This window comes from Streptomyces sp. CC208A, assembly GCF_030010625.1.
Classification (GTDB): domain Bacteria; phylum Actinomycetota; class Actinomycetes; order Streptomycetales; family Streptomycetaceae; genus Streptomyces.
This window is the reverse complement of the sequence record NZ_JASCXN010000014.1, coordinates 1-22,780: the sequence shown is the minus strand read 5'-3', so window position 1 is coordinate 22,780 and position 22,780 is coordinate 1. Positions and strand designations below refer to the sequence as shown.

The 22,780-nt window shown below is 73.4% G+C and carries 22 protein-coding genes; 14 read left to right on the top strand and 8 right to left on the bottom strand.

Translation table 11 applies throughout. The features are described from left to right. Positions 1-304 precede the first annotated feature (304 nt). Entirely contained in the window at positions 305-670 is a 366-nt protein-coding gene (locus QK442_RS17105; protein WP_282694805.1) for a hypothetical protein, read from the top strand. 35 nt (positions 671-705) lie between these two features. Here QK442_RS17105 and QK442_RS17100 read toward each other — a convergent pair whose 3' ends face one another. Beyond that, entirely contained in the window at positions 706-1,818 is a 1,113-nt protein-coding gene (locus QK442_RS17100) for a hypothetical protein (RefSeq protein ID WP_282694804.1), read from the bottom strand. A gap of 179 nt (positions 1,819-1,997) precedes the next feature. Here QK442_RS17100 and QK442_RS17095 point away from each other — a divergent pair, with 179 nt between their 5' ends. From QK442_RS17095 to QK442_RS17085, 4 genes are all read left to right on the top strand, one after another. Further along, on the top strand, positions 1,998-3,020 hold the full coding sequence (locus QK442_RS17095; RefSeq protein ID WP_282694803.1) for a hypothetical protein: 1,023 nt from the start codon (positions 1,998-2,000) through the stop codon (positions 3,018-3,020). Positions 3,021-3,408: 388 nt separating this feature from the next. Next, a complete protein-coding gene (locus QK442_RS17090; protein ID WP_282694802.1) occupies positions 3,409-5,385 on the top strand; it encodes a bifunctional serine/threonine protein kinase/MFS transporter in 1,977 nt (658 codons plus the stop codon). A gap of 86 nt (positions 5,386-5,471) precedes the next feature. Beyond that, a complete protein-coding gene (locus QK442_RS36355) occupies positions 5,472-5,663 on the top strand; it encodes an SRPBCC family protein (protein ID WP_349239659.1) in 192 nt (63 codons plus the stop codon). Further along, complete coding sequence (locus QK442_RS17085; RefSeq protein WP_349239658.1) at positions 5,603-5,923, top strand: SRPBCC family protein; 321 nt, start codon at positions 5,603-5,605, stop codon at positions 5,921-5,923. The genes QK442_RS36355 and QK442_RS17085 overlap by 61 nt, the downstream gene beginning before the upstream one ends. A gap of 392 nt (positions 5,924-6,315) precedes the next feature. Here QK442_RS17085 and QK442_RS17080 read toward each other — a convergent pair whose 3' ends face one another. After that, on the bottom strand, positions 6,316-6,741 hold the full coding sequence (locus QK442_RS17080; RefSeq protein ID WP_282694801.1) for an ATP-binding protein: 426 nt from the start codon (positions 6,739-6,741) through the stop codon (positions 6,316-6,318). A gap of 295 nt (positions 6,742-7,036) precedes the next feature. On the opposite strand from QK442_RS17080, the gene QK442_RS17075 reads away from it, so the two are divergent. The 4 genes from QK442_RS17075 (at position 7,037) to QK442_RS17060 (ending at position 9,904) form a co-directional block, all read left to right on the top strand. After that, positions 7,037-7,882 (top strand): helix-turn-helix transcriptional regulator, encoded by an 846-nt coding sequence (locus QK442_RS17075; protein WP_282694800.1) that lies wholly within the window; start codon positions 7,037-7,039, stop codon positions 7,880-7,882. 5 nt (positions 7,883-7,887) lie between these two features. Further along, positions 7,888-8,109: a DUF397 domain-containing protein gene (locus tag QK442_RS17070; RefSeq protein ID WP_282694799.1), complete on the top strand. Its 222-nt coding sequence runs from the start codon at positions 7,888-7,890 to the stop codon at positions 8,107-8,109. Positions 8,110-8,387: 278 nt separating this feature from the next. Beyond that, positions 8,388-8,816: a hypothetical protein gene (locus tag QK442_RS17065; protein WP_282694798.1), complete on the top strand. Its 429-nt coding sequence runs from the start codon at positions 8,388-8,390 to the stop codon at positions 8,814-8,816. Continuing rightward, the gene (locus QK442_RS17060; protein WP_282694797.1) at positions 8,813-9,904 is read left to right on the top strand and encodes a hypothetical protein; all 1,092 of its coding nucleotides are present in this window, start codon (positions 8,813-8,815) and stop codon (positions 9,902-9,904) included. Before QK442_RS17065 ends, QK442_RS17060 begins: the two co-directional genes overlap by 4 nt. 226 nt (positions 9,905-10,130) lie before the next feature. Here the strand turns inward: QK442_RS17060 and QK442_RS17055 are convergent, their stop codons facing one another. The 3 genes from QK442_RS17055 to QK442_RS17045 form a co-directional block, all read right to left on the bottom strand. Next, complete coding sequence (locus tag QK442_RS17055; protein WP_282694796.1) at positions 10,131-10,634, bottom strand: GNAT family N-acetyltransferase; 504 nt, start codon at positions 10,632-10,634, stop codon at positions 10,131-10,133. A 47-nt stretch (positions 10,635-10,681) separates the two neighbouring features. Further along, positions 10,682-13,816, bottom strand: a complete 3,135-nt coding sequence (locus QK442_RS17050; RefSeq protein WP_282694941.1) for a molecular chaperone Hsp90 — start codon at positions 13,814-13,816, stop codon at positions 10,682-10,684. Positions 13,817-14,322: 506 nt separating this feature from the next. Then, the gene (locus QK442_RS17045; RefSeq protein ID WP_282694795.1) at positions 14,323-15,249 is read right to left on the bottom strand and encodes a DUF3027 domain-containing protein; all 927 of its coding nucleotides are present in this window, start codon (positions 15,247-15,249) and stop codon (positions 14,323-14,325) included. A gap of 583 nt (positions 15,250-15,832) precedes the next feature. On the opposite strand from QK442_RS17045, the gene QK442_RS17040 reads away from it, so the two are divergent. The 4 genes from QK442_RS17040 (at position 15,833) to QK442_RS17025 (ending at position 19,393) form a co-directional block, all read left to right on the top strand. Beyond that, the gene (locus tag QK442_RS17040) at positions 15,833-17,209 is read left to right on the top strand and encodes an MFS transporter (RefSeq protein ID WP_282694794.1); all 1,377 of its coding nucleotides are present in this window, start codon (positions 15,833-15,835) and stop codon (positions 17,207-17,209) included. A gap of 93 nt (positions 17,210-17,302) precedes the next feature. Beyond that, on the top strand, positions 17,303-17,782 hold the full coding sequence (locus QK442_RS17035) for a DUF2771 domain-containing protein (RefSeq protein WP_282694793.1): 480 nt from the start codon (positions 17,303-17,305) through the stop codon (positions 17,780-17,782). Between the two features lie 7 nt (positions 17,783-17,789). Further along, positions 17,790-18,557 (top strand): futalosine hydrolase, encoded by a 768-nt coding sequence (locus tag QK442_RS17030; RefSeq protein WP_282694792.1) that lies wholly within the window; start codon positions 17,790-17,792, stop codon positions 18,555-18,557. Continuing rightward, complete coding sequence (locus tag QK442_RS17025; RefSeq protein ID WP_282694791.1) at positions 18,548-19,393, top strand: 1,4-dihydroxy-6-naphthoate synthase; 846 nt, start codon at positions 18,548-18,550, stop codon at positions 19,391-19,393. Before QK442_RS17030 ends, QK442_RS17025 begins: the two co-directional genes overlap by 10 nt. A gap of 15 nt (positions 19,394-19,408) precedes the next feature. Here the strand turns inward: QK442_RS17025 and QK442_RS17020 are convergent, their stop codons facing one another. The 3 genes from QK442_RS17020 to QK442_RS17010 all read right to left on the bottom strand — a co-directional run bounded on the left by QK442_RS17020 (position 19,409) and on the right by QK442_RS17010 (position 20,685). Further along, positions 19,409-19,792, bottom strand: coding sequence for a cold-shock protein (locus tag QK442_RS17020; protein ID WP_030497965.1), 384 nt, complete (start codon positions 19,790-19,792; stop codon positions 19,409-19,411). A gap of 210 nt (positions 19,793-20,002) precedes the next feature. Further along, positions 20,003-20,413 carry a PIN domain-containing protein gene (locus QK442_RS17015; protein WP_282694790.1) on the bottom strand — a complete coding sequence of 137 codons (411 nt, stop codon included), beginning with the start codon at positions 20,411-20,413 and terminating at the stop codon, positions 20,003-20,005. Next, a complete protein-coding gene (locus QK442_RS17010) occupies positions 20,410-20,685 on the bottom strand; it encodes a hypothetical protein (protein ID WP_282694789.1) in 276 nt (91 codons plus the stop codon). The genes QK442_RS17015 and QK442_RS17010 overlap by 4 nt, the downstream gene beginning before the upstream one ends. 247 nt (positions 20,686-20,932) lie before the next feature. Here QK442_RS17010 and QK442_RS17005 point away from each other — a divergent pair, with 247 nt between their 5' ends. Next, positions 20,933-22,360, top strand: coding sequence for an IS1380 family transposase (locus tag QK442_RS17005; protein ID WP_282694788.1), 1,428 nt, complete (start codon positions 20,933-20,935; stop codon positions 22,358-22,360). The last annotated feature ends 420 nt before the right edge of the window (positions 22,361-22,780 follow it).

Sequence of the window (22,780 nt, the reverse complement as noted above, 5' to 3'; positions counted from 1 at the left end):
TCGAGTTGACCGGTGCGCGGCGGTTCGGTGGGGCGGCCCGCACCCGGCGCCGGTTCCGGCACACCTTCTCCAGCGTGGACCGCACCGGATCGTCGGCCGGATGACGCTCGCCGGTGGGCGGCAGCGCGGTCCGGAACAGCGCCGCCGAACGGGCCCCGGCGAAAGCCGTGAAGGCGGAGACGCCGGCGTCCCGCGCACCCCTTCACCCGGCGCACGCGCACCGGAGCCGTGACCCAAGCGTCACCTCGAAGCGGCCCGTCGTACAAGGGTGGAACCACCGGCTCAGGCCGAGCGTCGAAGGGCCATGACGCAGAGAACGGGACAGATCGTCGTCGCCCTCACGCTGGCTGCCGGGGTGCTCACAGGCTGCGCCCAGGCCGACGGGGGCCCGGACATCGTCCGGGCGACACCTTCCGGTCGGACGATTCCCTTCGAGCTCTCCACACATTGCGGAATCGACGAGGCCCGTATCGGCTCGACGTACTTCGAAGCGGAGACCCCGCTCTCCGACGGCTCGGGAAACCCTCCCGAAGGGTGGGACAACCCCACCCAACGCGGCACGATGACCCTGAAGTCCGAGACGGAGGCCGTCTTCACCGACGACGCCGGACGCGAGGTGACGTTCCGTGCCCGGCCCGGTGCGACCGCCTTCAAGCGCATCTGCGCCTAACGGTCCGGCACCGCCAGGAGGGGGCTGCGCGCGGGTCAGTGGCCGATGCCGTGGGTCCGGGGGACCGGGGCGGGGCGGGTGCGGGAGAGTCTCGCGGCGGTGCCGCGGGCCGTCTCGAAGGCCGCGACCGGGTTGCCGTCCTTCCGCCAGGGCTGGGCGCCGCACCACGGGCCGATCAGGCGGAACTGCTCCAGGGCGGGGGCGTACATCATCGACCGGAGCATGTAGTGGGCCAGGAGGTGACGCAGGACCGGCAGCCGCTCGTCGTCGGGGTCGACCCGGTCGAACGAGGCGGCGACCTGCTTCAGGACGCTCTTGGCCCGGGGCGTGGCGGGCACCGTGTCGGAGCCGGACCGTTCGGTGAGCTCGTTCAGGGCGTGGAGGTAGATCCCGGCGAGCGGGCTGCCGGGCGGGGCCTTGCGGACCGCCCGGCGGGCGAACCGCATCATCCGCCGGTCGCTGCCGAACCACTTGGCGCACCAGTACTGGAGGGCCTGCCAGTGCCCCTCGTAGTGGTGGGGCGCGCGGGCGACGAGTCCCTCCCAGAGCGGCTTGAACCGTGCGCGGTCGTACTGCGCTCCGCGCGCCGCCGTGATCATGACGACCCACGGGCCGGGGTTCGCGGGGTCGAGCAGAGCGGCCCTGCGGGCCTCCTCGATCGCGGCCGGGAGCATGGCCTTGAACCGCTCCATGTCCGAGGTCATGACCTCGTGGGCGTACCCGCTGCCCCGGATCTCCCACGCCCGGTGGACCATCAGGCTCGCGTTCAGGGTCGCCGCGTCGCAGTCCCCCGGCTCCGCCGCCCGCCAGGCGTCGAACCAGGCGTCGTCCTCCTGGGCGACGTGCTGCAGGAGTTCGAGCCGGGCCCAGCGCTCGTCCCAGTCCTCCCCCGCCTCGCGGACGTACCGCGCGGCGCCCTTCCAGTCCCCCGCCCAGGCCGCGTCGGCGACGGCCTGCCGCTCGCTCCGACGGTGCGCCGGCGCGGGCGGACCCGCCCGCCGGGAGTCGAGCGCCTCACGGGGCGGAAGCCCGTAATCGGTGGCGACGAAGTGCTCCGCGACCCAGCCCTCGGCCTGCCGGGGGCTGACGAAGAGGCGGTAGAGCACGACGAGGAGCACGCCGAGCACGGCGGCGAGGAGGAGAGTCACGGCGGGGAATCATTCCGGAAGCCGTCACTCTCCGCAATACTTCAGGCCAAGGAAAAGCCGAGGTCAGGGCGGGGGTGGACGAGGCCCCTCTCCTCGATCACCGCAGGGCCGGTGACCGTGAGCGAACGCCTCCCGCCAGAGCCGGGCCGGCTGTCAGTGTCCCTCCCTACGCTGGCGCCATGGAGATCACTCAGCGGACGCTGACGGAGGCCTGGCAGCGGACGGCCGCCGGACACCCCCTGCTCCACGGGGTCGGGCTGCCCCTCGTGGCGCTCTCGCGCGACGAGTTGGAAGCCGAAGCGGAGGACGAGGACCTGTGTCTGCTCCTGGACGAGGACGGCACCGTGCGCGGCCATCACGGCCCCTACCAGGAGGTCTTCGCCACCCGCGATCTCGAACAGGTCCTTTACCTGATCGCCGAAGCCGCGATGCAGCGGCGTGGCGGCGGCGTCGAGGAGGTGGCCGAGGCGCTGGAGCGGATCGATCCGGTGTGGGGCAGGCGGTTCCGCAGTGGCGGCCTGGACGGTGCGGGGACGGTCGAGGCGTGCGGGCGCGACCCGCTGGAGGGGCTTGCCTGGATAGCGAAGTCCTGGCGCGACCAGGCCCCGTACACGACCCTCGCCTTCTACCGCGCGGCACCCGGGGAAACCGTCGACGCCGAACGGCTGGCGCTGCTCTACGGGGCCGATCCCGCACAGGTCGCGGCCGGCACGCGCCTGAAGGACCTCCAGGCCGTGGACGGCGGCAGGGCCTACTGGGACCGCCAGTGGGAGAGCTGCTGTTTCGGGCAGGCGGGCGAGTGGACGTTCCTGTTGCACCACGAGACGCCGCCGGGGGGCTTCACCGACAAGGAGGCGTACGCGGCGCTCGGGATCAGGGAGACCGTGTGGCTGGAGGCCACCATGGCGAAGGCCATCTACACCTTCGACTACATGCGGGACGGCCGCCGCGTCGTCGACAACGACGACCAGGGTGTGCTGGAGCTGATCTGGTACGAGCCCGGCCGCGCCCCCTATCCGCGGGGCGGCGAGCTGGACTTCCTCAACCGCGCCCTGCGCCGCGCCGAGCTGGACCACCCGGAAGTGACCGGCACGTTCGAGCTGTACTTCCACGCCCTGGAGGAGTCCCTCGGCCTGCGCCTGTCGCGCCGGGACTTCGCGGAGGGGGAGGTGCGGGCGGCGTACTGGGCCGGAGGGCGGTGACGGAAGCCGTGCGGCGGCGCGGTGGCCGTGACGGTGGCCGTGTCGGGCGGCCTGCTGCCGGCGGGTGCGATCGGGTGCGGGACGCTGAGAACCGGACCGCTGCCGGGCAGGAGCGCGCTGGTGTCCCCCGGCCAGGAAGCCGACGGCGGGCCCGGCGAGGAATCCTTCCACGGTTCCCCGGTCCGCGGCGCCGGGAATCGATCCGGTCCCTCCCCGGCATTCCATACCGACGCCTCAGGCGCTTGTTCTACCGTGAGATCTCCGCATTCACCCAGGGGGATCACCGCATGGGCCACGACGAACAGCGCCCGGAGCGATCGGCCGGCTCCGCCTCACTCACCACTCGGCGCGACCCGGGCGGCCGGAACCCGAAGGGCCGGCCTCTGCCGTGGAACAACTGACGGCGGAGGACCCCGCGCGCATAGGCCCGTACCGGCTGATCGCCCGCCTCGGCGCGGGCGGGATGGGCCTGGTCTACCTGGGCCGCTCCGACCTGGGACGTACGGTCGCCGTCAAGGTCGTACAAGCCGAATACGCCCAACACGCCGAGTTCCGAAGGCGGTTCGCCCGCGAGGTGGACGCGGCCCGGCGGGTGGGCGGAGCCTGGACGGCCGACGTCCTGGACGCCGACACCGAGGCCGCCGTGCCGTGGGTGGCGACCCGGTACATTCCGGGGCCCGACCTGACCACCGTCGTGGCCCGGGACTTCGGGCCGCTGCCCGAGCAGTCGGTCCGTACCCTCGCCAACCGCCTCGCTCTCGCCCTGCAGGCCGTGCACGAGGCCGGCCTGATCCATCGCGACCTCAAGCCGTCCAACGTCCTGATCACCGTCGACGGCCCCCGCGTCATCGACTTCGGCATCGCGCGGGCGATGGACAGCCTGGCCGGGGACAGCCTGCACACCCGCACCGGCATGCTGATCGGCTCGCCCGGCTTCATGTCGCCGGAGCAGGCGCGCGGCCTCGAACTCACCCCGGCGTCCGACGTGTTCTGCCTGGGCGCGCTCCTCGTCTACGCCGCCACCGGCCGCCTCCTCTTCGGTGCCACGGACGCCGGTCTGAACGCCCACCTCTTCCGGGTCGCCGAGGAGGAGGCGGACCTGACCGGCGTACCGGATTCGCTGGTGGAGCTCGTACGCGCCTGCCTGCGCAAGGACCCGGCCGAACGGCCCACCCCCCACGAGGTGGCCGCGCGCACGGCGGCCGACCAGGCGGGCGAGTGGCTGCCGGGGGCGGTACTGGCCCAGCTCGGCCGCCACGCCGCGCGTCTGCTGGACTACGCCCCCGCCGCGCCCGCCGGCGCGGTCCCCGCACAGCCGGACCCTCGTGCCCGGTCCGCCCAGCCCGCCCAGCCCGTCCAGCCGCCCGCGTACGTCCCGACCGCCCCCGCGCACTCCGGCGCCGCACCCGGCTTCGGTACGCCTCCGGCCCCGGCGCCCGGGGTCTGGGGCGTACCCACGTCCCCGGCCCACCTGACAGACCCCCCGGCTCCTCTTCCCCGGCGCTGGTGGGGCCTGGCGGCGCTCGCGCTGGCGCAGATGGTCGTGCTGCTCGACGCGGCGTTCTCCAGCACGGCGATGCTGTGGAGCGGCGCCGCGAGGGATCTGGGGTTCCCTGCCGACGGCGTGAAGGTGTCGTCCACCGTCTACCTGGACGTGATGCCGATCGCCTACACGCTGGCCTTCGTCGGGATGCTGCTGTTCGGCGCCCGCGTCACGGACCTCATGGGCCGCAAGAGAACGCTGTTGGTCGGCCTGGTGGGTTTCGTGGCGGCCGCCGTGCTCGGTGTCCTGGCGCCCTCCTCCGGTGTGTGGATCACGGCCCGCGCCCTGCAGGGCGTCTTCGCCGCGCTGGTCTCGTCGTCCGCGCCGGTCCTGGTGTCCACCTCCTTCACCGACCCCGGGGAACGCCGCAAGGCCTTCGGGATCCACGTCGCGGTCGCGGGCGGAGGCCCGGCGCTCGGCCTGGCGGCGCTCGGGTTCCTCCCCATGGTCCTGGACTGGCGCCGGTGCCTGATGGCCGTGATCCCCTTCGCCGTGGTCGCGGTGATCGGCGTGGCGACCCTGGTGCGCGACCGCCCCGGCCGCGTCGGCGTGCGCTTCGACGGGCGCGGTGTGCTGCTCGGCGCCCTCGGGGTCGTCGGCATCAGCGGGGCCGTTCCGTACTTCACGGCCCGGGCGCTCCTGCTTCCGGTCGCCGGCATCCTGCTCTCGGCCTTCGTGTGGTGGCAGACCAGGACGGCCGGCTCCCTCGCCTCGCCGCCCGGCGTCAGAACCCAGGCACCCGTCGGGCACTTCCTCGCGGTGGCCCTGGCCGACATCGGCGCCTTCGCCCTGCTCATGGCCGTGGGGTACCTCTACCTGTAGGACCCGCCCCGGCCGCTCGCCTGCCGAGCGGCCGGGAGGCGGGGAAAGCGGGACGATGGAGGGGAGGGACTCGCCAAGGGGGCGCCATGTCCCGTATCGAAGAATCCACCGGCATAGCCCGCTCGCCCGAGGACGTCTTCTCGTACCTCATGGACCCCGGGCACATGCCCGAGTGGCAGGAGGGCGCCGTGTCCGCGCGGCAGCTGGACGAGGGGCCCTGCGGGTCGGGTCGCGGTTCCGGGTACGGCGGCGGTTCGGGAAGCGCGAGATGCCGATGACCATGGAGGTCACGGAGCTCACACCGCCGCGCAGCTGGCACTTCCACGGGATCGACGGGCCCGTGCCCGGAGACGTGCGGGGGACGCTCGAACCGCTCGGCGACGGCAGCCGCTCCCGGCTGACGCTCTCGCTCGACTTCGAGGGCCACGGGGTCGGCAAGGCCCTCGTACCGCTCGTCGTGAAGCCACGCGCCCGGAAGGAGATGCCGCGGAACGAGGCCCACCTGAAGGAGCTGATGGAGACCAGCGCCGCCCGGTAGCCGCCGGGTGAGAGGGACGCGGGGGCACGGGCCCCCTCAGCCAACGGACCCGTACCTCTGCCTCCTCGGCGGTGCGCTCGCCGAGGAGGCAGAGGTACGGGGTCACCCCGTGCGCACGGCCTGTCCGGCGGCGTGCACGGGGTGCTCCCGCGTGGAGGCAGGGGTTTTCGGGCAGGCGGAGGACGGCGGGCGTGCCGTGCGTGAGCGGGTGCCCGGCTCCGGCCCGGGCCGGGGCCTTGGGCGCGCCCGTAGCGGCAGGTGAGGGTCTGATCCTCGTCGAGGAGCCGGGGGCGGCTCGTGGATCGCTTCGAGTACGAGCACGAGCGCGCCGAGGCCCAGGAGGATGACCGCCGCCGCAGGGCGGGGCGCGGTCGCCGCAGGCCGTCACGGGGTCACCGCCGACGGTCCGGCGCGCACGGCTGCTCGCCGCCCGGCGGGGCGTTGAGCGTGAACCACACGCTCTTGGAGGTCTCGTCGCAGACGGCCGACCACTCGTCGGCGAGGACGGAGACGAGCCCGAGTCCGCGTCCCTCGCACGTGAGGGCGTACGGGGCCGCCCAAGTCGGGCGTATCTGCGGCGTGTTGCTCGGTGCGGTGTCGTGCACGCACACGGTCACGCTGCTGGCCGCGAAGGACACCTCGATCGTGATCAGCGGTGAGGCCGTGTGCTGGTGGGCGTTCGTGACCAGTTCCGAGGTGCAGAGTTCGGCCCGGTCCACCAGGAAGGCCCACCCGCTCTGCCGCAGCAGGTCCACGACCCAGTGGCGGGCGAGGGCGGCCAGGCCGGGCAGGTTCGGGCCGGTGAACCGGTAGGACACGTCCCGAGCAGGGGGCGGAACGGAAGGCCGTAAGGCTGCGGACATCATTCGTCGTCTCCTCACACGAAGTCGGAGCAGGTCAGGAGCGGAGGTCCGTGGCTCTGGCCATCCCCCGGGGAGCCGTCAAACGGCTTGCAGATGACTGCACTTCAGACCGGCGCGGCGGTGTGCCGCCACGCCGAAGCTAGGGCACAACGTAGGGACGGCACAACAGTGGGACGGATGTACCAACCTTAAGAGTGGACCGGCGGGCCGCGAGGGCGGCACACTCTAGGCACACAGGAGGGAGGGGCCCATGCCACCGAGGGCGTATCCGACCGCACGGCAGAGGCGGCTGGGGGCAGAGCTTCGCAAGATGAGAGAGCGCGCCGGCCTTTCCGGCGCAGACATCGCCCGCTTCCTCGGCGGTGAACGCGCGGCGGCGAGCCACATCGAATCGGGCCGCTACGGCGTGAGCTCGGATCGCGTGCGCCGCCTCGCCGCCCACTGCTCGGCCACCGACAAGCGTCTCATCAACGCCCTTGCGGCGATGGCCGATGAGCGCGGCAAGGGCTGGTGGGAGGAATACCGGGGGCGCCTGTCGCCGGGCTTCCTCGATCTGGCCGAGCTTGAGCACCACGCCGTCTACATGCGCGCCATCGACATGTTGCACGTTCCCGGGCTGCTCCAGACCCGGGCGTACGCGAAAGAGCTGATCCTCAGCAGCGTTTCGGAACCCTCGGAAGAGGTCGGGATAAGGGTCGAGCACAGGATGCGGCGACGCGAGATCTTCGACCGGCCGCAGCCACCGAAGTTCCAGGCGCTGATCCATGAGGCCGCCCTGCGGATGCGCTACTGCCGCCCCGAGACCATGCGCGAGCAGCTGGAGTTCCTGATCGAGGCGTCGACATGGCCTGGCGTGTCGATTCACGTCGTACCGTTCAGCGCGCAGATCACGGGATCCGCCCATTCCATGCTTTACGCAGGTGCGACTATTCCACAGCTGGACACGGTGCAGCTCGACAGCGCATTCGACGGGGGTTTCCTGGACGCCGAGCCCCATCTGATCAAGTACCGCGCGCTCCTGGATTCCGTCGAGGAAATCTCGCTCGACGCCGAAGAGTCACGCAAGTTCATCCACCGAGTCGCACAGGAAATGTGAGAGAGATGACCGACCCTACCGCTTGGCAGAAGTCCTCATTCTCAGGAGCGGACAACAACCAGAACTGCATCCACGCCCGGCTCTCCGCAAGCGGCGAGATCGAGCTCGTCGAGAGCGAGGCACCCGGGACGATCGTCGCCACCAGCCGCGCGAACTTCGAAGCCTTCCTCAAGGGCGTCAAGGCGGGCGAGTTCGACCACCTGATCGAGGCCCCCTCCCGGAGCTGAACCCCACCCCGCCCCGGGTCGAGCCTCGAGCGCCCCTGGCCAACTGGCCGGGGGCGCTTGGCATATGCCGAACCATCTCCGGCGCGTCACATCGTTGCGACGAACGTCCCCACACCGGTACGGTCCCAGTGTTGCGCCGCAGACACTGTGCGTGACATCGCCTCCCGTTCTGCGTGCTCTCGGGAGGTTTCCGCAGGCTGCCCCAGACGGCCCGAGGCCCTGTCCGGCCGGTGAAGGGCGACCCCGCCACCGGCGGCATGCAAGGCGAGGAGGCACACGTGTCAGGTGTGATCGGCGTCAACGGGGCAACCTTGCCCGCCCCCGCGCTCGCCCCGGCGCGAAGCCCCGCCGGTCGCGGGTTTCTGGTCGTGGTGGTCTCGTACCCGTCGGGCGACTCTCGCCGGGCGGTGCCCGTCGCCGCCCCCCGCGTGTTCGCCGGCCCCCGCGACGCGATACGCGCCATCCGCGAACAGGCCCGCGCGGGAGCGGGGTTCGACATGAGCCCCGGCGACATCGCGCAGGCGGCCACATGGGCGGAGCACGGGTGGCGGGTGCCGCTCGCGCTGCTCGGCGTGGGCGCGCAGGTCGGGCTCACCCTGCTCCTGGAGAGCGGCGAGGTCGCCGAGTGGTCGGCGCGTCCCGTGCACCGGCTCGGGCTGAACGGGCTCACCGAACAGGGGTGCTACAGAAAGGAGTTGAACTCATGAGCGCCCGCTTCCTCGCCGATCATCCCGCCTGGCGGGCGACCGTCGAGGGCGAGCGGGCCCGGCTGGTCGAGCACGACGGTTCCGCGTGGCTCGCCATCTGGAACCAGGCGCGCGAGCACATCGGGCTGTGGCCGATCGCGGGTGATCCTGCGGCCCCGCCGCCGCCCGTCGCCCACACCTCGCCCATCGGACTTCCCGTCGGACCTGAGGAAGCCCTGCCGCTGCTCGCCGAACTGATCCGGCTCGGCACGGTGGGCCGGCTCACCAACACCTCGCTGTGGGACGCCGTCGTGGCGGCGGTCCTCCGCCGGGGCGTGGCCGTGCGGCGGGCCCGGTACACGTACTACACGTTCTGCACCGCGTACGGGCGGAGCTTCGCCACCGGCGTCGGTGACTTCTCGCTCACGCCGGACCCCGGGACCGTACTCGCCCTCTCCGACGGCCAGTTCGCCGCTGTCGGCGCGACGTCCGGCCGGCCCGCGCTGCGCGCCGCCGCCACCGCGTACCTCGACCGCGGCGGGTACTGGGCGACTCTCGCCCCCGAGAGCCTGGTCAAGGAGCTCGGTCAGGTGCACCGCCTCGGGTCGTGGGCCGCCGCTGTGGCCGCCGCCGACTTCACCGGTGACTTCTCGGTCTATCCGTACGGCGACGCGGCTGTGCGCGCGCAGGCGGCCAGGGCGGCCCCTCGTATCGGATTCCCCGACGAGGCCGCCGAGTTCAAGAAGCTCTGGTGCCGGTGGGCGGCGACGCGCGTCCAGTTGCACACCCTGACCCTTTTCACGCTCGCACGGGGGATGGGCCCTGTCGCGGACAGAGGCGCGTCCGGCACCGCCCACTCGGCGCCCCGTTACCGCCCGCCCCGGCTCGGCCCCCCCGTCGTGACTCTCAGTTGTGCGCCGCGATGCAGGCCACGAATGCGCCGGGGATCGCGAGCATGGCGGCCACGTGCACCATCGCCGTACGCGGCATCCGTAGCGCGGCGGCGATCAGCAGTCCGGCGGCGAGCCACCCGCCCCAGATCGTCCGCGCGGTGTCCTGAGTCCGCCGCATGGCCGCCTGCTCCGTGGCGTTCGGCTCCCCGAACGTGATCCCGGACGCGATCGTCACCCACAGCAGGACACCGGACAGGAACAGGTCCCCGACAGCGACCAGGAACGCCACCGGCCCGTCGTACTCCTTTGCCCGGCCCCACCAACTCGTGCTCGCGCTCATACGCTCAGAGGCTGCCACGTGGTCCGGCCCAGCACATGAGTACCCGTACTCAGAAGCAGGGCCGGCAGGCCACTGCCGCCGAAACCCCGGGCCAGGCCCGCTTCACGGCAACGAGCGCGTGAGCCAGTACACTTCGCCGTTCTCTTCCGTGGAGACGCGATCCCGCTCGAACCCGAGCTTCTCAAGGACGCGGAGCGACGGTGTGTTCCACGTGCCGACGGTCGACCAGAGCCGTTTCCGCCCGGTCGCGGCAGCGGCGGTGACCACCGCGCCGGCCGCCTCGGTGGCGTAGCCGCGCCCGTGCGCGTGCTGGAACAGCTCGTACGCGATCTCGGGTTCCCCCAGGGTGGCGCGGCCGATGATCAGCCCGCAGTAGCCGATGAAGTCGCCCTCCTCGCGGCGCTGGATGGGCAGCAGGGCGATCCCCGTGTTCTCCGTCGTGGCGAGGAACTCCGCGATGGCCGTCCGGATGCGCTCGACCTCGGGGGTCCCCTTGCCGCGTTCGGCGAGGAGGGCGCAGAACGCGGGGGCGTCCGACTCGGCCCACGGCCGCAGGATCAGCCGCTCGGTCTCCAGGTGGAACGACATCGTCTGGTACGTGGTCATGCCGTCCACCCTGCCCCATGGATCGTCGCGGACTGCGGACGGGGTCCTCAGTCGAACCAGCGGTCGCGGGCCAACTCCGCTGTGCGGGTGGGGTCTTCCAGGAGGGCCGCGACCTCGAAGCGGCGGGGCCACTGGCCGGTGGCCCAGGCGAGGGCCGCCGCCACGCCTTCCAGGGTGGCGGCGTGGAGGGTGCCGTCGGGGGTGCGGCGCCATTCGAGTTCCACGCCGCCCGCCCGGAGTTCCTCGTGTTCGAGGTAGGTGGCGGGGGTGGAGGGGCCGAGGAGGGCGTGGACCGAGGGGGGGACCTCGTGTTCCTCGCCTTCCGTCGTGACCTCCGCCTCCACCGTCTCGCTGAGGCGGCGGACCTGGAAGAGGTCGGCCAGGTCGGCGGCCCGGGTCGGGGAGACCGGGAGGAGGGGGAGGTCCTCGGTGAGGGGGAGGAGGTCGGGGGCGTCGGCCACCAGCGCCTCCGTCGCGTCCACCACGACCAGGTCGCCGTTCACGACCGCGCGGAGTTCGTCGGGGAGGGTGACCTGGTCGGGGTCCAGGTCGGCCAGGGCCGTGTAGAGGGCGTGGAGTTGGGCTCCCGTCACTTCCCGGGAGGGGTCGGCCAGGCGGGCGAGGAGTTCCGCCGCGCCGCCGGGCTCGTCGAGGAGGGCCGCCACCGAGGTGCGGACGCCCAGGGCCCGGAGGACCTGTTCGTCCTCGAAGCCGGTCGCGTCGGCGGAGTCGTAGAGGCCCGCGAGGAGGGGGTCGGTGCCGGCGGCGCGGAGGCCGGCCGGGCGGCGGCCGTCGAGGACCGGGTGGTCGCGGAGCCACCAGGCCGTGTACGGGCGGACCGTCTCCGTGGTGCCGTCCGGCAGGAGGATCCGTACGGGCTGGGTCAGGGCGTCCCGGAGCGGCGGCCGCGCCAGGAGGGCGAGCGCCTGGGGCCAGGCGTCGTCGTCGACCAGGTCCAGGTCCCGTACGGCCACGATCTCCGTGGCCACCGGCGGCACCACGGACTCCGGGAGGCGGTCGAGGACGTCCTCGCACCACACGTCGACCGCGTCGAGGAGGCCGGCGTCGTCCGGTTCCGGGTAGTCGCTCTCGCGGGGGTCCAGGTCGTCGGGGTCGAGGACGAGGTCGGTGGCGCGGACCAGCGCGAAGTTCGCGAGGACGCCGCAGGCGGCGAGCGGGGCCTCGCCCCAGCGGGCGGCCAGCTCCGCGTCGACGTGGGCGAGTTCGCCCTGACGCATGACGGAGTCGAACGCCGAGCCCGGGAGGACCAGCTCACCGGCGGGGGCGAGTTCGCCCTCGTCGTCGGGGAGGGCGAGGGCGCCGAGCCACGGCTCGTCGCCGGGCTCCAGGTTCGCGTCCCGTACGAGACCGAGCACCGTCTCGGCGAGTTCGTCCGCGTCCAGCGCCGGGGCGTCGAGGTCCCAGGCGTCGGCCGCTTCGAGGGAGGCCGCGACCGCCGCCCGCACCTGAGGGGTCGTCAGGACGGCGCGGGGGGTGGCCGAGAGGGCGCCGAGCTTCTCCAGGAGCGGGTGCGCGGCCTCCGGGTGCGCCACCTTCAGGCCGAGGCGGGCCAGCTCCGCCGGGGTGCCTTCCTGCGGGAGGAGGACCTGCCGGGGGCCGATCGCCGTCCGGCCCGAGTCCAGCGGCACCGGAAGGCCGGTGAGCCGGTCCGGGTCCACCCCGGCGAGGGAGTCGTAGAGCCGTCGCCACCAGCCCGGCGCCCGCTCCACGCCCGCCAGCCGGTCCACCGCCTCCGTCAGCGGCACCCGGCCCACGCCGAGCGTGCGCGGCTCGGGGCGGCGCTCCAGGCCCGCCGGGAGGAGCGCCGGGAACACCTCGGCGAGCACCGCGACCGTCTCCGCGCCCGCGCCCTCCACGACCTCCGCCTCGATCGGGCGGAGCGCCGGCACGTCCTCCGTCGCCACCGCCGGGGCGAGGAACGCGACGCGCGGCAGCCGGTCGAGGATCGCCTCGCGCAGCGCCCCGTCGAGGTGCCCCTTGCCGAGCGGGCCCGGTACGAGGTCGAGCGCCCCACTCGTCACCGGCCGCCAGTCGGCGAGGAGTTCGGCGTACGCCTCGGCCGCCCGCCGCACCAGGAACTCCGTCAGCGGCCCCGGCGCCACGTGGCGGCGGGCCGTGTCCAGCGGCAGCGAGGCGATGAGCAGGGCGGGGATGCCGAGCGGTTCGTCGGTGGGGGTCGGCGCGTGCACGACCGGCGCGGTGCGCGGGTAGCGGGGGGCGCCGGCGCCGTCCACCGGAACGGCCCAGGTGACCGACCAGTGCGGGCGCAGCCGCTCCTCGACCGGGCGGTCGGCGAGCAGGGCCGCGTCGAGGGGGCCGGTGTGGGTGACGGTCCGCCAGCGGTGCGGCTCCTCGGCGGCGGAGTCCTCGATCCGCACGTACCCGTCCGCCTCGGAACGGGTCAGGGTGCGGACCCCCTCCGGCGTCTCCACGACGATCTCGGTGAGACCCGGAAGAGTGAGCAGCGTCGCGTCGTCCACGGAGGTGAGGAGCCGCTCGGCGAGGTCCCGGGCGGGCGCGTCGCGGAGCGGGAGGACGACGACGGTGTCGTACCCCTCGGGCGCGGTGCCCTCGGCGGGCAGCGGCAGCCGGAGCAGCGGTACGTGGCCGTCCCTCCGGCGCAGCTCGTCGCCGAGGCCCGGGCTGTGGCGGGCCACGTCCGCGGCGAGCTCGCGGGCCTCCGCGAGGGACCAGCGGACGCCGCCGTGCCGGCCCAGGACGGCCGGCTCGTCGGAGACGGCGAGCACGGCGGCGAAACCGACGCCGAAGCGGCCGACGGCGGTCGTCGTGTCGGCCTCGGTGCGCTTCGCGGAGGCGCGGAGCGTGGACAGGGACTCGACGCCGGCCGCGTCCAGCGGGGCGCCGGTGTTCGCGGCGGCCAGGACGGCCGGGCTGTCCGCGTCGGCCGGGTGCAGGGTGAGGCGGAGGCGGCCGGTGACGCCGGCGCGGGCGGCGGCGTCGGCGGCGTTCTGGGCCAGCTCGACGACGAGGCGGTCGCGGTAGCCGCCGAGGACCAGGTCCTCCTCGGCGTTCGCGTCCTCCCGGAAACGGGCCGGGGAGGCGGCCCAGGCATCCAGGACGCCTCTGCGGAGCCGTGCGGTGCCGAAGGGGTCGCTGCCGTCGGTCGTCGTCCGGACGGTGACGCTCACGTCTGACTCCAGTCTGCTGTGCGGGGGCGCTGGCGCCGGGCCTCCGTCACCGGGGCTCCGCCGCTACCGCGCCGAAGGTATCGCGTGGGTCCGCGTGGCTTTGGAGCGACGCCGCGGTTGTGGCTGCGGGGGGGTTGCGGGCCTGGTGCGGGCCGCGCCTGGCCGTGCGGCGCCGGTGCGGGCGGGCCTGTGCCGCGCGCCCCACGGTGCGGCCGCGTCGCCCTGCGCCCGTGTGGGCGGCCCGTTCCGCGCCGTGTGGGCAGGCGTTCCGCTGGGGGTCCCCCCTGGACGGAGTCCTTGAGGAACGGGTGGGCACACCCACGGTGCGGCCGCACGTGTGCGGGGCGTTCAGGCGCGGGAGCCTGGGCCCGGCAACGGGGCGCCGTCCCTGTGCCCACCCTCCCCCAAGGACTCCGTCCAGGGGGTACCCCCAGCCCTGCGGGACGCCTGCCCACAGGGACGGCGGGCACAGCCCACAGGGGTCAGCGGGCGCGGCCCGCACCGGGGTGGCGGGTTCGTCAGGAGTGGCCCAGGTCGGCCGTCGTCGTGTCGGGGGGCGTCGTGGAGCCGGAGTCCGTGGGCGGGCGGAGGGGCAGCTCGTCGACCGCCATCGAGTCGAGTACGGGCTCCGCGGGCCGCGGCGGCGTCGGCATGACGGCCGCCTCCGAGTGGCCGCCGCAGCCGTACGCGAGGGAGACCACGCGGCCGTCCGCCGGGGACAGCTCGTTGGCGCAGAGGCCGAAGGACTGGCGCAGCGAGCCGGCGAGCGGGATGAGGAACGCGCAGGTCTGGCAGGTCGCGGGCGCCGCCTGGGCCATCGGTGTACGGGGGCCGAACGCCTCGTCCCAGCGGTCCGCCGCGATCCGGAGGCCGTACCGGGAGAGGACCCGGGCCCGGCCCATGCCGAGCTCGTCCGCGACGGCCGCGATGGCGCCGCGGGTCGGCCCCCGGTCGGTGATCTCGGCGTCCTCCGCGTCGAGGTGGTCCGCGAGCTCGGGCGAGAGCGCGGAGTTCGGCGGCGGGGCGTCCTCGCCGGTGTAGCCGGGCTCCAGGCGCGGGTCGTCCTGCTCGGTCGGCAGGAGGTCGCCGGGGCCGAGGTCGCCGGGGCGCAGCCGCTCGCTCCACGGGACCCACTCGGGCGCCATGAGGGCGTCGGGGCCGGGCAGCAGGACGGTTTCGTCGAGCGTGACGTTCTTGGCGCGGGAGGCGCGGGTGACGGTGACGGCCCAGCGCCAGCCGCGGTAGCCGGGCTCCTTGGCCTCGAAGTAGTGCGTGACGACCCGGTCGCCCTCCGACACCACGCCGGTGTGCTCACCGACCACGCCGGGCGCGGCGGCTTCTTCGGCGGCCTCGCGGGCGAGGTCCACTGCCTCGGCGCAGAGGCGGTCGGGGGCCGGGGTACGCGGGGCTCGCGGGGTACGCGTTCGCGTCGTCGCAGCACTCACAGGTCTCGCTTCTCTCCTACGCCGTCTCACGGGTGCGCCGGCCGAGGTCCGGGAGCGAGACTCCGGGAGCGGGGCGGGCGGAGCGGACCTGGGGGCCGCATCGACGTCCGCACCCGACCGGATCTCACGCGTCTCGGGCACACCTATCGTCATCCATTCTGCGGGATGCCGAAGGGGCGCGCGGCCGAGAGGAACCGCCGGTGGCGCGCTACGCACGCTACCCCGTTCGCGGGCCTGGGCCCACCTGCGCGTCCCAAGAGACCCGGATCGGGCCCGGCGGCCCGCGCGAAGCCGGCCCGCCCACCCCGGCGTGTCCCCACCACCGGCCCCACCGACCCCACCCCGGCGTGCCCCCACCACCGGCCCCACCGACCCCACCCCGGCGTGCCCCCACCGCCGACCCCGCCGACCCCACCGTCCCTCCACCCCGGCGTGCCCCCACCGCCGACCCCGCCGGCCCCACCGTCCCTCCACCCCGGCGTGTCCCACCGCCGACCCCGCCGGCCCCACCGTTCCCCTCCCCGACACCCCGGCGCCGCCCCTGCTCGGTTCGGGCGGGGGGCCGGTGGGGCACTATGAGGTCGTGGCAGCCGCACGGTCCTCCGTTCGATCCCACGATCGCCCCGGCCCGCTCCGCCGAGCGGGCCGGTCGCTGGGTCGCGCCCTGCACCTGCCGTTCACGGGGACCGCGAAGGGGATCCGGCGGGCGACGCACGCGCACGGCGCGGGCGAGTCGGGGCTCGGGAAGCTGATCGAGCTGCACGCCGTGAACGGCGCCGGCGACGTCATGATCACCGTCGCGCTCGCCTCCACCGTGTTCTTCTCCGTGCCCACCGACGAGGCCCGCGGCCGGGTCGCGCTCTACCTGGCCATCACCATGGCCCCGTTCACCCTCCTCGCGCCGGTCGTCGGCCCGCTCCTCGACCGGCTGCCGCACGGGCGGCGGGCGGCGATGGCGGCGGCGATGTCCGCCCGCGCGGTGCTGGCGGTGCTGATGTCGGGCGCGGTCGCCACCGGCGGGATCGAGCTGTACCCGGCGGCGCTCGGGGTGCTCGTGGCGTCGAAGGCGTACGGGGTGGTCCGCAGCGCCGTCGTGCCCCGGCTGCTGCCACCGGGCTTCTCGCTGGTGAAGGCGAACTCGCGGGTGACGCTCGCCGGGCTGCTCGCCACCGGCATCGCCGCGCCCGCCGCCGCCGGGCTCCAGCTGATCGGGCCGCGCTGGCCGCTGTTCGGGGCGTGCGCGCTGTTCCTGCTCGGCACGTACTGGGCGGTGCGGATGCCGCACAAGGTGGACTCGGCGAAGGGCGAGCGGCGGGCGCACCTCCTGACGCACGGCGAGAAGCGGCCGAGCCTGCGGACGGTGGGCCCGGCGGTGCTGCACGGGCTCCAGGCGAACGCGGCGCAGCGGATGCTCTCCGGGTTCCTGATCTTCTTCCTGGCGTTCCTGCTGCGCGTGCATCCGCTGCCGGGGCAGTCGGCGGCGGTGTCGCTGGGGATCGTGGCCGTGGCGGCGGGCGTGGGGAACGCGTGCGGGACGGCGGCGGCGTCGCTGCTGCGGGACCGGGGGCGCCGGCCCGAGGTGATCATCGCCGTGATGATCTCGACGGTCCTGACGACGGCGATCTGCACCGCCGTCTTCTTCGGCGGGGTGATGATCGCGGTGCTCGGCGCGGTCGCCGGCCTCACCCAGGCCCTGTCGAAGCTGTCCCTGGACGCCCTGATCCAGCGGGACGTCCCGGAGTCCGTACGGACCTCGGCGTTCGCCCGCTCGGAGACGGTGCTCCAGATGGCGTGGGTGGTGGGCGGCGCCCTGGGGATCGTGACGCCGCTGAACGGGACGGTGGGGATGGCGGTGGCCTCCGCCTTCCTGGCGATCGGCGCCCTCCTCGCCGTACGGGGCCTCGTCTCGTCCCGCGGGCCGGGCCCGTCCGGCCGCCCGCCCCGTACGAAGACGGCCTGAGCCGCCCGCGCGCCCTCCGCCCGGGAGGGGCCGGGGCGCGGCGCGCCGTACCCCCGCGTGGCAGCGGCGCGGCGGCCCGATAGCCTTCGGCTCATGACCGTTGCGTTCTTCTCCGGCTCGCGCCGCCGGGCCGCCGTCGCCCTCGGGGCCGTCTCCGCCGGGCTCCTCGTCCTCACCGCCTGCGATAAGCCGACTCCGATCGCGACCGTCACGGTCGGGACCGAATCGATCAACTCCGAGGCCGCCTGCTACAACGACGGCGACCCCATCAAGGAGTCCGAGATCCAGAAGTGCCTCAACAAGAAGGCCGAGAAGTCGATCACCGTCGCCATGGACGACAAGGTCCGCTTCGGCGTGGACCCGTCGATCGCCGACAACGGCTGGACCATCTTCCTCGGCGGCCAGCAGGCCGAGCCGGAGCCGTACAAGAAGACGTACCGGACCATCCCGGCCAGCGCGTTCTTCTCCAGCCAGACCGGCGAGGCCACCGACGAGACGCAGGTGACGATCGTCGAGAACACCGGCAAGACGCTCACCGGCATCTGGCACTTCAAGCTGAAGAAGGAATCCTGATCCTCCGGTGCCCCACCGGATCCTGATCGTGACGGCCGTGGCGGCGGAGGCGGACTCCGTCGCCGGCGGCCTCACGGCACCCGCCCGCCCGACCGGGGAGCTCCCCGTGCCGGGCGGTCTCCTGCTGCGCCGGTACGAGGGAGCGGACCGCCCGACCGGCGTGGACGTCCTCGTGGGCGGGGTCGGCCCCGCCGTCGCCGCCGCGACCGGCGCCGCGCTGACCCGCGCCGCACTCGCAGGCGAGCCGTACGGGCTCGTCGTCTCCGCCGGGATCGCGGGCGGCTTCCCCGGCCGCGCCCCGCTCGGCTCGCTCGTCGTCGCGGACACGATCGTCGCCGCCGACCTGGGCGCCGACACCCCCGACGGCTACCTCCCCGTCGAGAAGCTGGGCTTCGGCCGCTCCGTCCACCGCGTGCCCGAGGCCCTCACCGGGCCCGCCACCGCCGCCCTCGCGGCCGCCGGGCTCCCGCACACCACCGGCACCGTGCTGACCGTCTCCACCGTGACCGGCACCGCCGCCCGCGCCGACGCGCTCGCCGCCCGCCACGCGGGGGCCGCCGCCGAGGCGATGGAGGGCTTCGGCGTCGCCGAGGCCGCCGCCGCGCACGGCACCGCCGTCCTCGAACTGCGGGCCGTCTCGAACGCCGTCGGCCCCCGCGACCGCGCCGCCTGGCGCGTCGGCGAGGCCCTGACCGCCCTGCGGCACGCCGTGACCGCACTGGAAACGACCCTGACGACCCTGACGACCTTGCCGGAGGCCCGGCCGTGCAGCTGAGGATCGCCTACTCGCCCTGCCCCAACGACACCTTCGTCTTCGACGCCTGGGCCCACGGCCGCGTCCCCGGCGCCCCGCACCTCGACGTCACCTTCGCCGACATCGACGTCACCAACGGCTGGGCGGAGAGCGGCACCGACGGTCGCGACGTCCTGAAGGTCTCGTACGCGGTCCTGCCCTGGATCCTCGACGAGTACGCCCTCCTGCCCTGCGGCGGCGCCCTGGGCCGCGGCTGCGGCCCGCTCGTCCTGACGAGGGACGCCGGCACCGACCTCACGGGAAAGACGGTGGCGGTCCCGAGCGAGCGCTCGACCGCCTACCTGCTCTTCCGCCTCTGGGCGGCCGAGGCGGTACCGGGCGGCGTCGGCGAGGTCGTCGTGATGCCGTTCCACGAGATCATGCCCGCCGTGCGGGACGGCAAGGTCGACGCGGGCCTCGTCATCCACGAGGCCCGCTTCACCTACAAGGCGTACGCTCTCCACAAGCTCGCCGACATGGGCGAGCACTGGGAGTCCACCACCGGCCTCCCGATCCCGCTCGGCGCGATCGTCGCCCGCCGCTCGCTCGGCGCGGACACCCTGCGGCTGCTCGCCGACTCCGCCCGCGCCTCGGTGCGGATGGCGTGGGACGACCCGGCCGCCTCGCGGCCGTACGTCATGGAGCACGCGCAGGAGATGGACCCGAAGGTCGCCGACCAGCACATCGGTTTGTACGTGAACGAGTTCACCGCCGACCTCGGCGAGGCCGGCTACGCGGCCGTCCGGGGCCTGCTCACCCGGGCAGCGGCCGAGGGACTCGTACCGCCCCTCGGCCCGGACGCGCTCGCCTTCCCGTAACGGATCGACAGGCCGTCAGACGTCCAGCTGGTCAGCCACCGCCCGCAGCAGCCCCGCGATCTTCTTGCCGGCCGCCTTGTCGGGGTACCGGCCGCGCTCCAGCATCGGCGTGATGTTCTCCAGGAGCGTCGTCAGGTCCTGCACGATCGACGCCAGCTCGTCCGGCTTCCGCCGCTGCGCCGCCGCCACCGACGGCGTCGGGTCGAGGACCGTGACGGAGAGCGCCTGGTCACCCCGCTGACCCGCGACGACACCGAACTCCACCCGCTGGCCCGGCTTCAGTGCGTCGACTCCGGCAGGGAGCACCGACGAGTGGACGAAGACGTCACCGCCGTCGTCACGGGAGAGAAAGCCGAAGCCCTTCTCGCTGTTGAACCATTTGACCTTGCCAGTCGGCAAAGCACACGCTCCCTCGATCAGTCCCGGACGCTCCCGGACGCCGGTTGAAATGCCCTGGCCACCTTACTGGGGCTCTCCCCACCGACACACAGCGTTAATCCCGCCCGAAAACAGGCCACGCCCCCTGCCTGGTCAGGGGAGGCTCCAAGCCACCGAGGAACACACACGGCAGCGCCACGTCCGTCAGGTCGCAGTTGCACGCGGATCGAGCTACGACAGGAGGGTCAGCGCGGGAACGTGGGCGGGCTTGACGACGCTGAAGTGCCGCCGGTCGAGGGTGGCCACCCGCTCCACACCGAAGCGCTCGGCCACCGCGATGACCGAGGCATCGACGCCACCAAGCGGAAAGTCGGCGTGCTGGAGGACCAGCTCCCCCATGCGCGTCAGGTCGGTGGGAGTGAGGTGGACCGGTTCGAACGTCCCCCGCGCGACCTCGGCGAGGAACGCCGCTTCGACCTGGGGCCAGCGCTCCAGCAGCCAGCAGACCTCGGTCATGACCGGGCTGGGCAGCAGACGGCGGCCGGTCAGCGACGTCAGCAGGGAGGCGCACTCGGGGTGGCGCCGGTCGGCCGCGTTGAACGCCGCGGCCAGGGGTTCGGTGTCCAGGACCGTGGCGATCACGCCGAGTCACCGAAGCGCTCGCGCATCCGATCGCGGATGTAGTCGTCGTGCCGTTCGGCCAGATCCTCCGGGCCGTTCACGCTGCCGATCAGAGCCAGCAGCCCGGCCGGAACCGACTCCTCGTCCTCGCTCGCGCCGACCGCAGGCAGTGACTGGGCGACCTGGGACAGCTCCTCGTCCTGGGTGACGAGCAGACGCAGGCGCCGCACCTGGGCCGGGGTGAGCCGGTCCACCAGGTGGTGCATGTCCTCGTAGTCGTACGCAGCGGCCACGCCAGCAGTGTAGGACGGCGCCGCGGCCTCGGGCGGCTGGATCAGCAGAGGTTCATCCCCGCCGGCGTGCGGGCAGTCGTCCGGGGATTGCAGGAACTCGGTCGATGTCCCCGCGTGCGTCCCATCTGGCCCTGGATATTCAGCGGAATAGGACGATCTGACGGATCGACAGCGAAAGGTGCCGCCTGGCCTGCGATGATGTGAGTGTCGAGTTCGCATCACGGCAGGAGCCTGGGGCACCTTTCTGGTGACGAAGACTACTGGATGGGACCGGGGGCTGGTCGTGACGGCCACCGGCAAGGGACTGATCGGCCACGCGGGTGCGGTGCTGCTGCGACGGCTGGCAGACCGTACGGGGCTGACGGCCGCGCCGGCCGGGGTGCTGCCGGTCGGCACGGGAACGGGCTGGCGGGAACGGGCACCAGTGGTGGTGCAGCTCGCCGTCGCGATCGCGCTCGGCGCGAGGAATCTGTCCGAGGCCGAACATCTCCAGGCCCACCACCGCAGCTTGTTCGGGCCGTCGGTGTCGGACTCAACGGCCCGACGCACGCTGGCGGCCATGGACGCGCAGGTGCTGTCCGTACTCGCCCGGGCCAGAGCCGGGGTGCGACGGCATGTGTGGTCACTCCTGGCCCTGCGGCCGGGTGGCTTGCCCTGGCTCACGATCGCCGGGAAACGCCTGCACCAGTGGGTGGTCGTCGACCTGCACGCCACAATCATCACTGCCGCCTCCAAGAAGGAAGGGGCCACCGCGACCTGGAAGAAGTCCTACGGCTTCCACCCGCTCGCGGCCTGGTGCGCGAACACCACCGAGTGCCTGGCCATGCTGCTGCGCCCCGGCAACGCCGGCTCCAACACCGCCGCCGACCACATCCGGTTCCTCTCCGACGCGCTCGCCCAGATCCCCGGCCAGTCGACAGCGAAGATCCTGGCCCGGGTCGACGGCGCCGGCGCCGGCCACGATCTTCACGAGCACCTGCGCGACCTGAACACCCGGCGCCGCACGGTCCGCTTCACCACCGGCTGGAAGATCACAGACGCCGACGAGGCGGCGATCGCCCGCCTGCCCGAGAGCGCGTGGGAGACCTCGCCGAACCAGGACGGCACCGTTCAGGACGGCTACTTCGTCGCCGAGCTGACCGGGCTGAACTCCCGTCCCGGCTGGCTCGCGGGGATGCGTCTGATCGTCCGCCGTGTCCGTCCCTCGGGCAGGCAGACGCGGGACCTGACCGCGTTCGAGAAGAAGACCGGCTGGAAGTACTCCATCACCGCCACCGACATCCGCAAGATGACCCGCACCCGAGGCTCCCACCAGATCCAATGGCTCGACGCCGTGCACCGCCACCACGCCGTCGTGGAGGATCGCGTCCGCACGAACAAGGCCATGGGCCTGCACAACCTGCCCTCCAAGCCCTGGACGGTCAACCAGGCGTGGATGCTGACCGCGAATCTCGCAGTCGGCCTCGACGCCTGGCTCCGCCTCCCGGCCCTCCACGACGAGGCGGACCTGGCCGACGCCGAACCGGACACCATGCGCTTCCGGCTCTACCACCTGCCCGCCCGGCTCAGCCGCCACGCCCGCCGCCGATGGCTCCGCATCGACACCACCTGGCCCCGGGCCGGCGCGTTCACCGCCGTCTGGAGCCGGATCACCGGCCTCCCGGCCGTCACCTGACGAGCCGGGAGGCGACCCGACGACGACCAGGAAGGAGCAGACCAGCACCACCCGGGCCGTGGAACCCGGCGCAGCCGCAGCGACACGCGACGACCCCGCCCGACACCCTCGGGAACAAACCGGGGTGAACCGATCACCTCAAGAAACAGCGATCACCGCTGACGAATCGAGGCTGACGCTTCCCCCGGCAGCCCGTTCGCCGGAATAGAGCAAAGCCCGCCCTGACTGCCAGCTTCGACCCGGCGAAGACCAGAACGGAGGGAATCCGCACCACTCCGGGCCCGTGGAACCCCGGCGTAGCCGCAGCGACACGCGAAGATCCCACCCGGTATCACCCAAGACACAACGGGATCAGCCAATCATCTCACCGAGCAGCGACCACCGCTGACCAATGGAGGTCAACGAGTGAACCCCATCGAC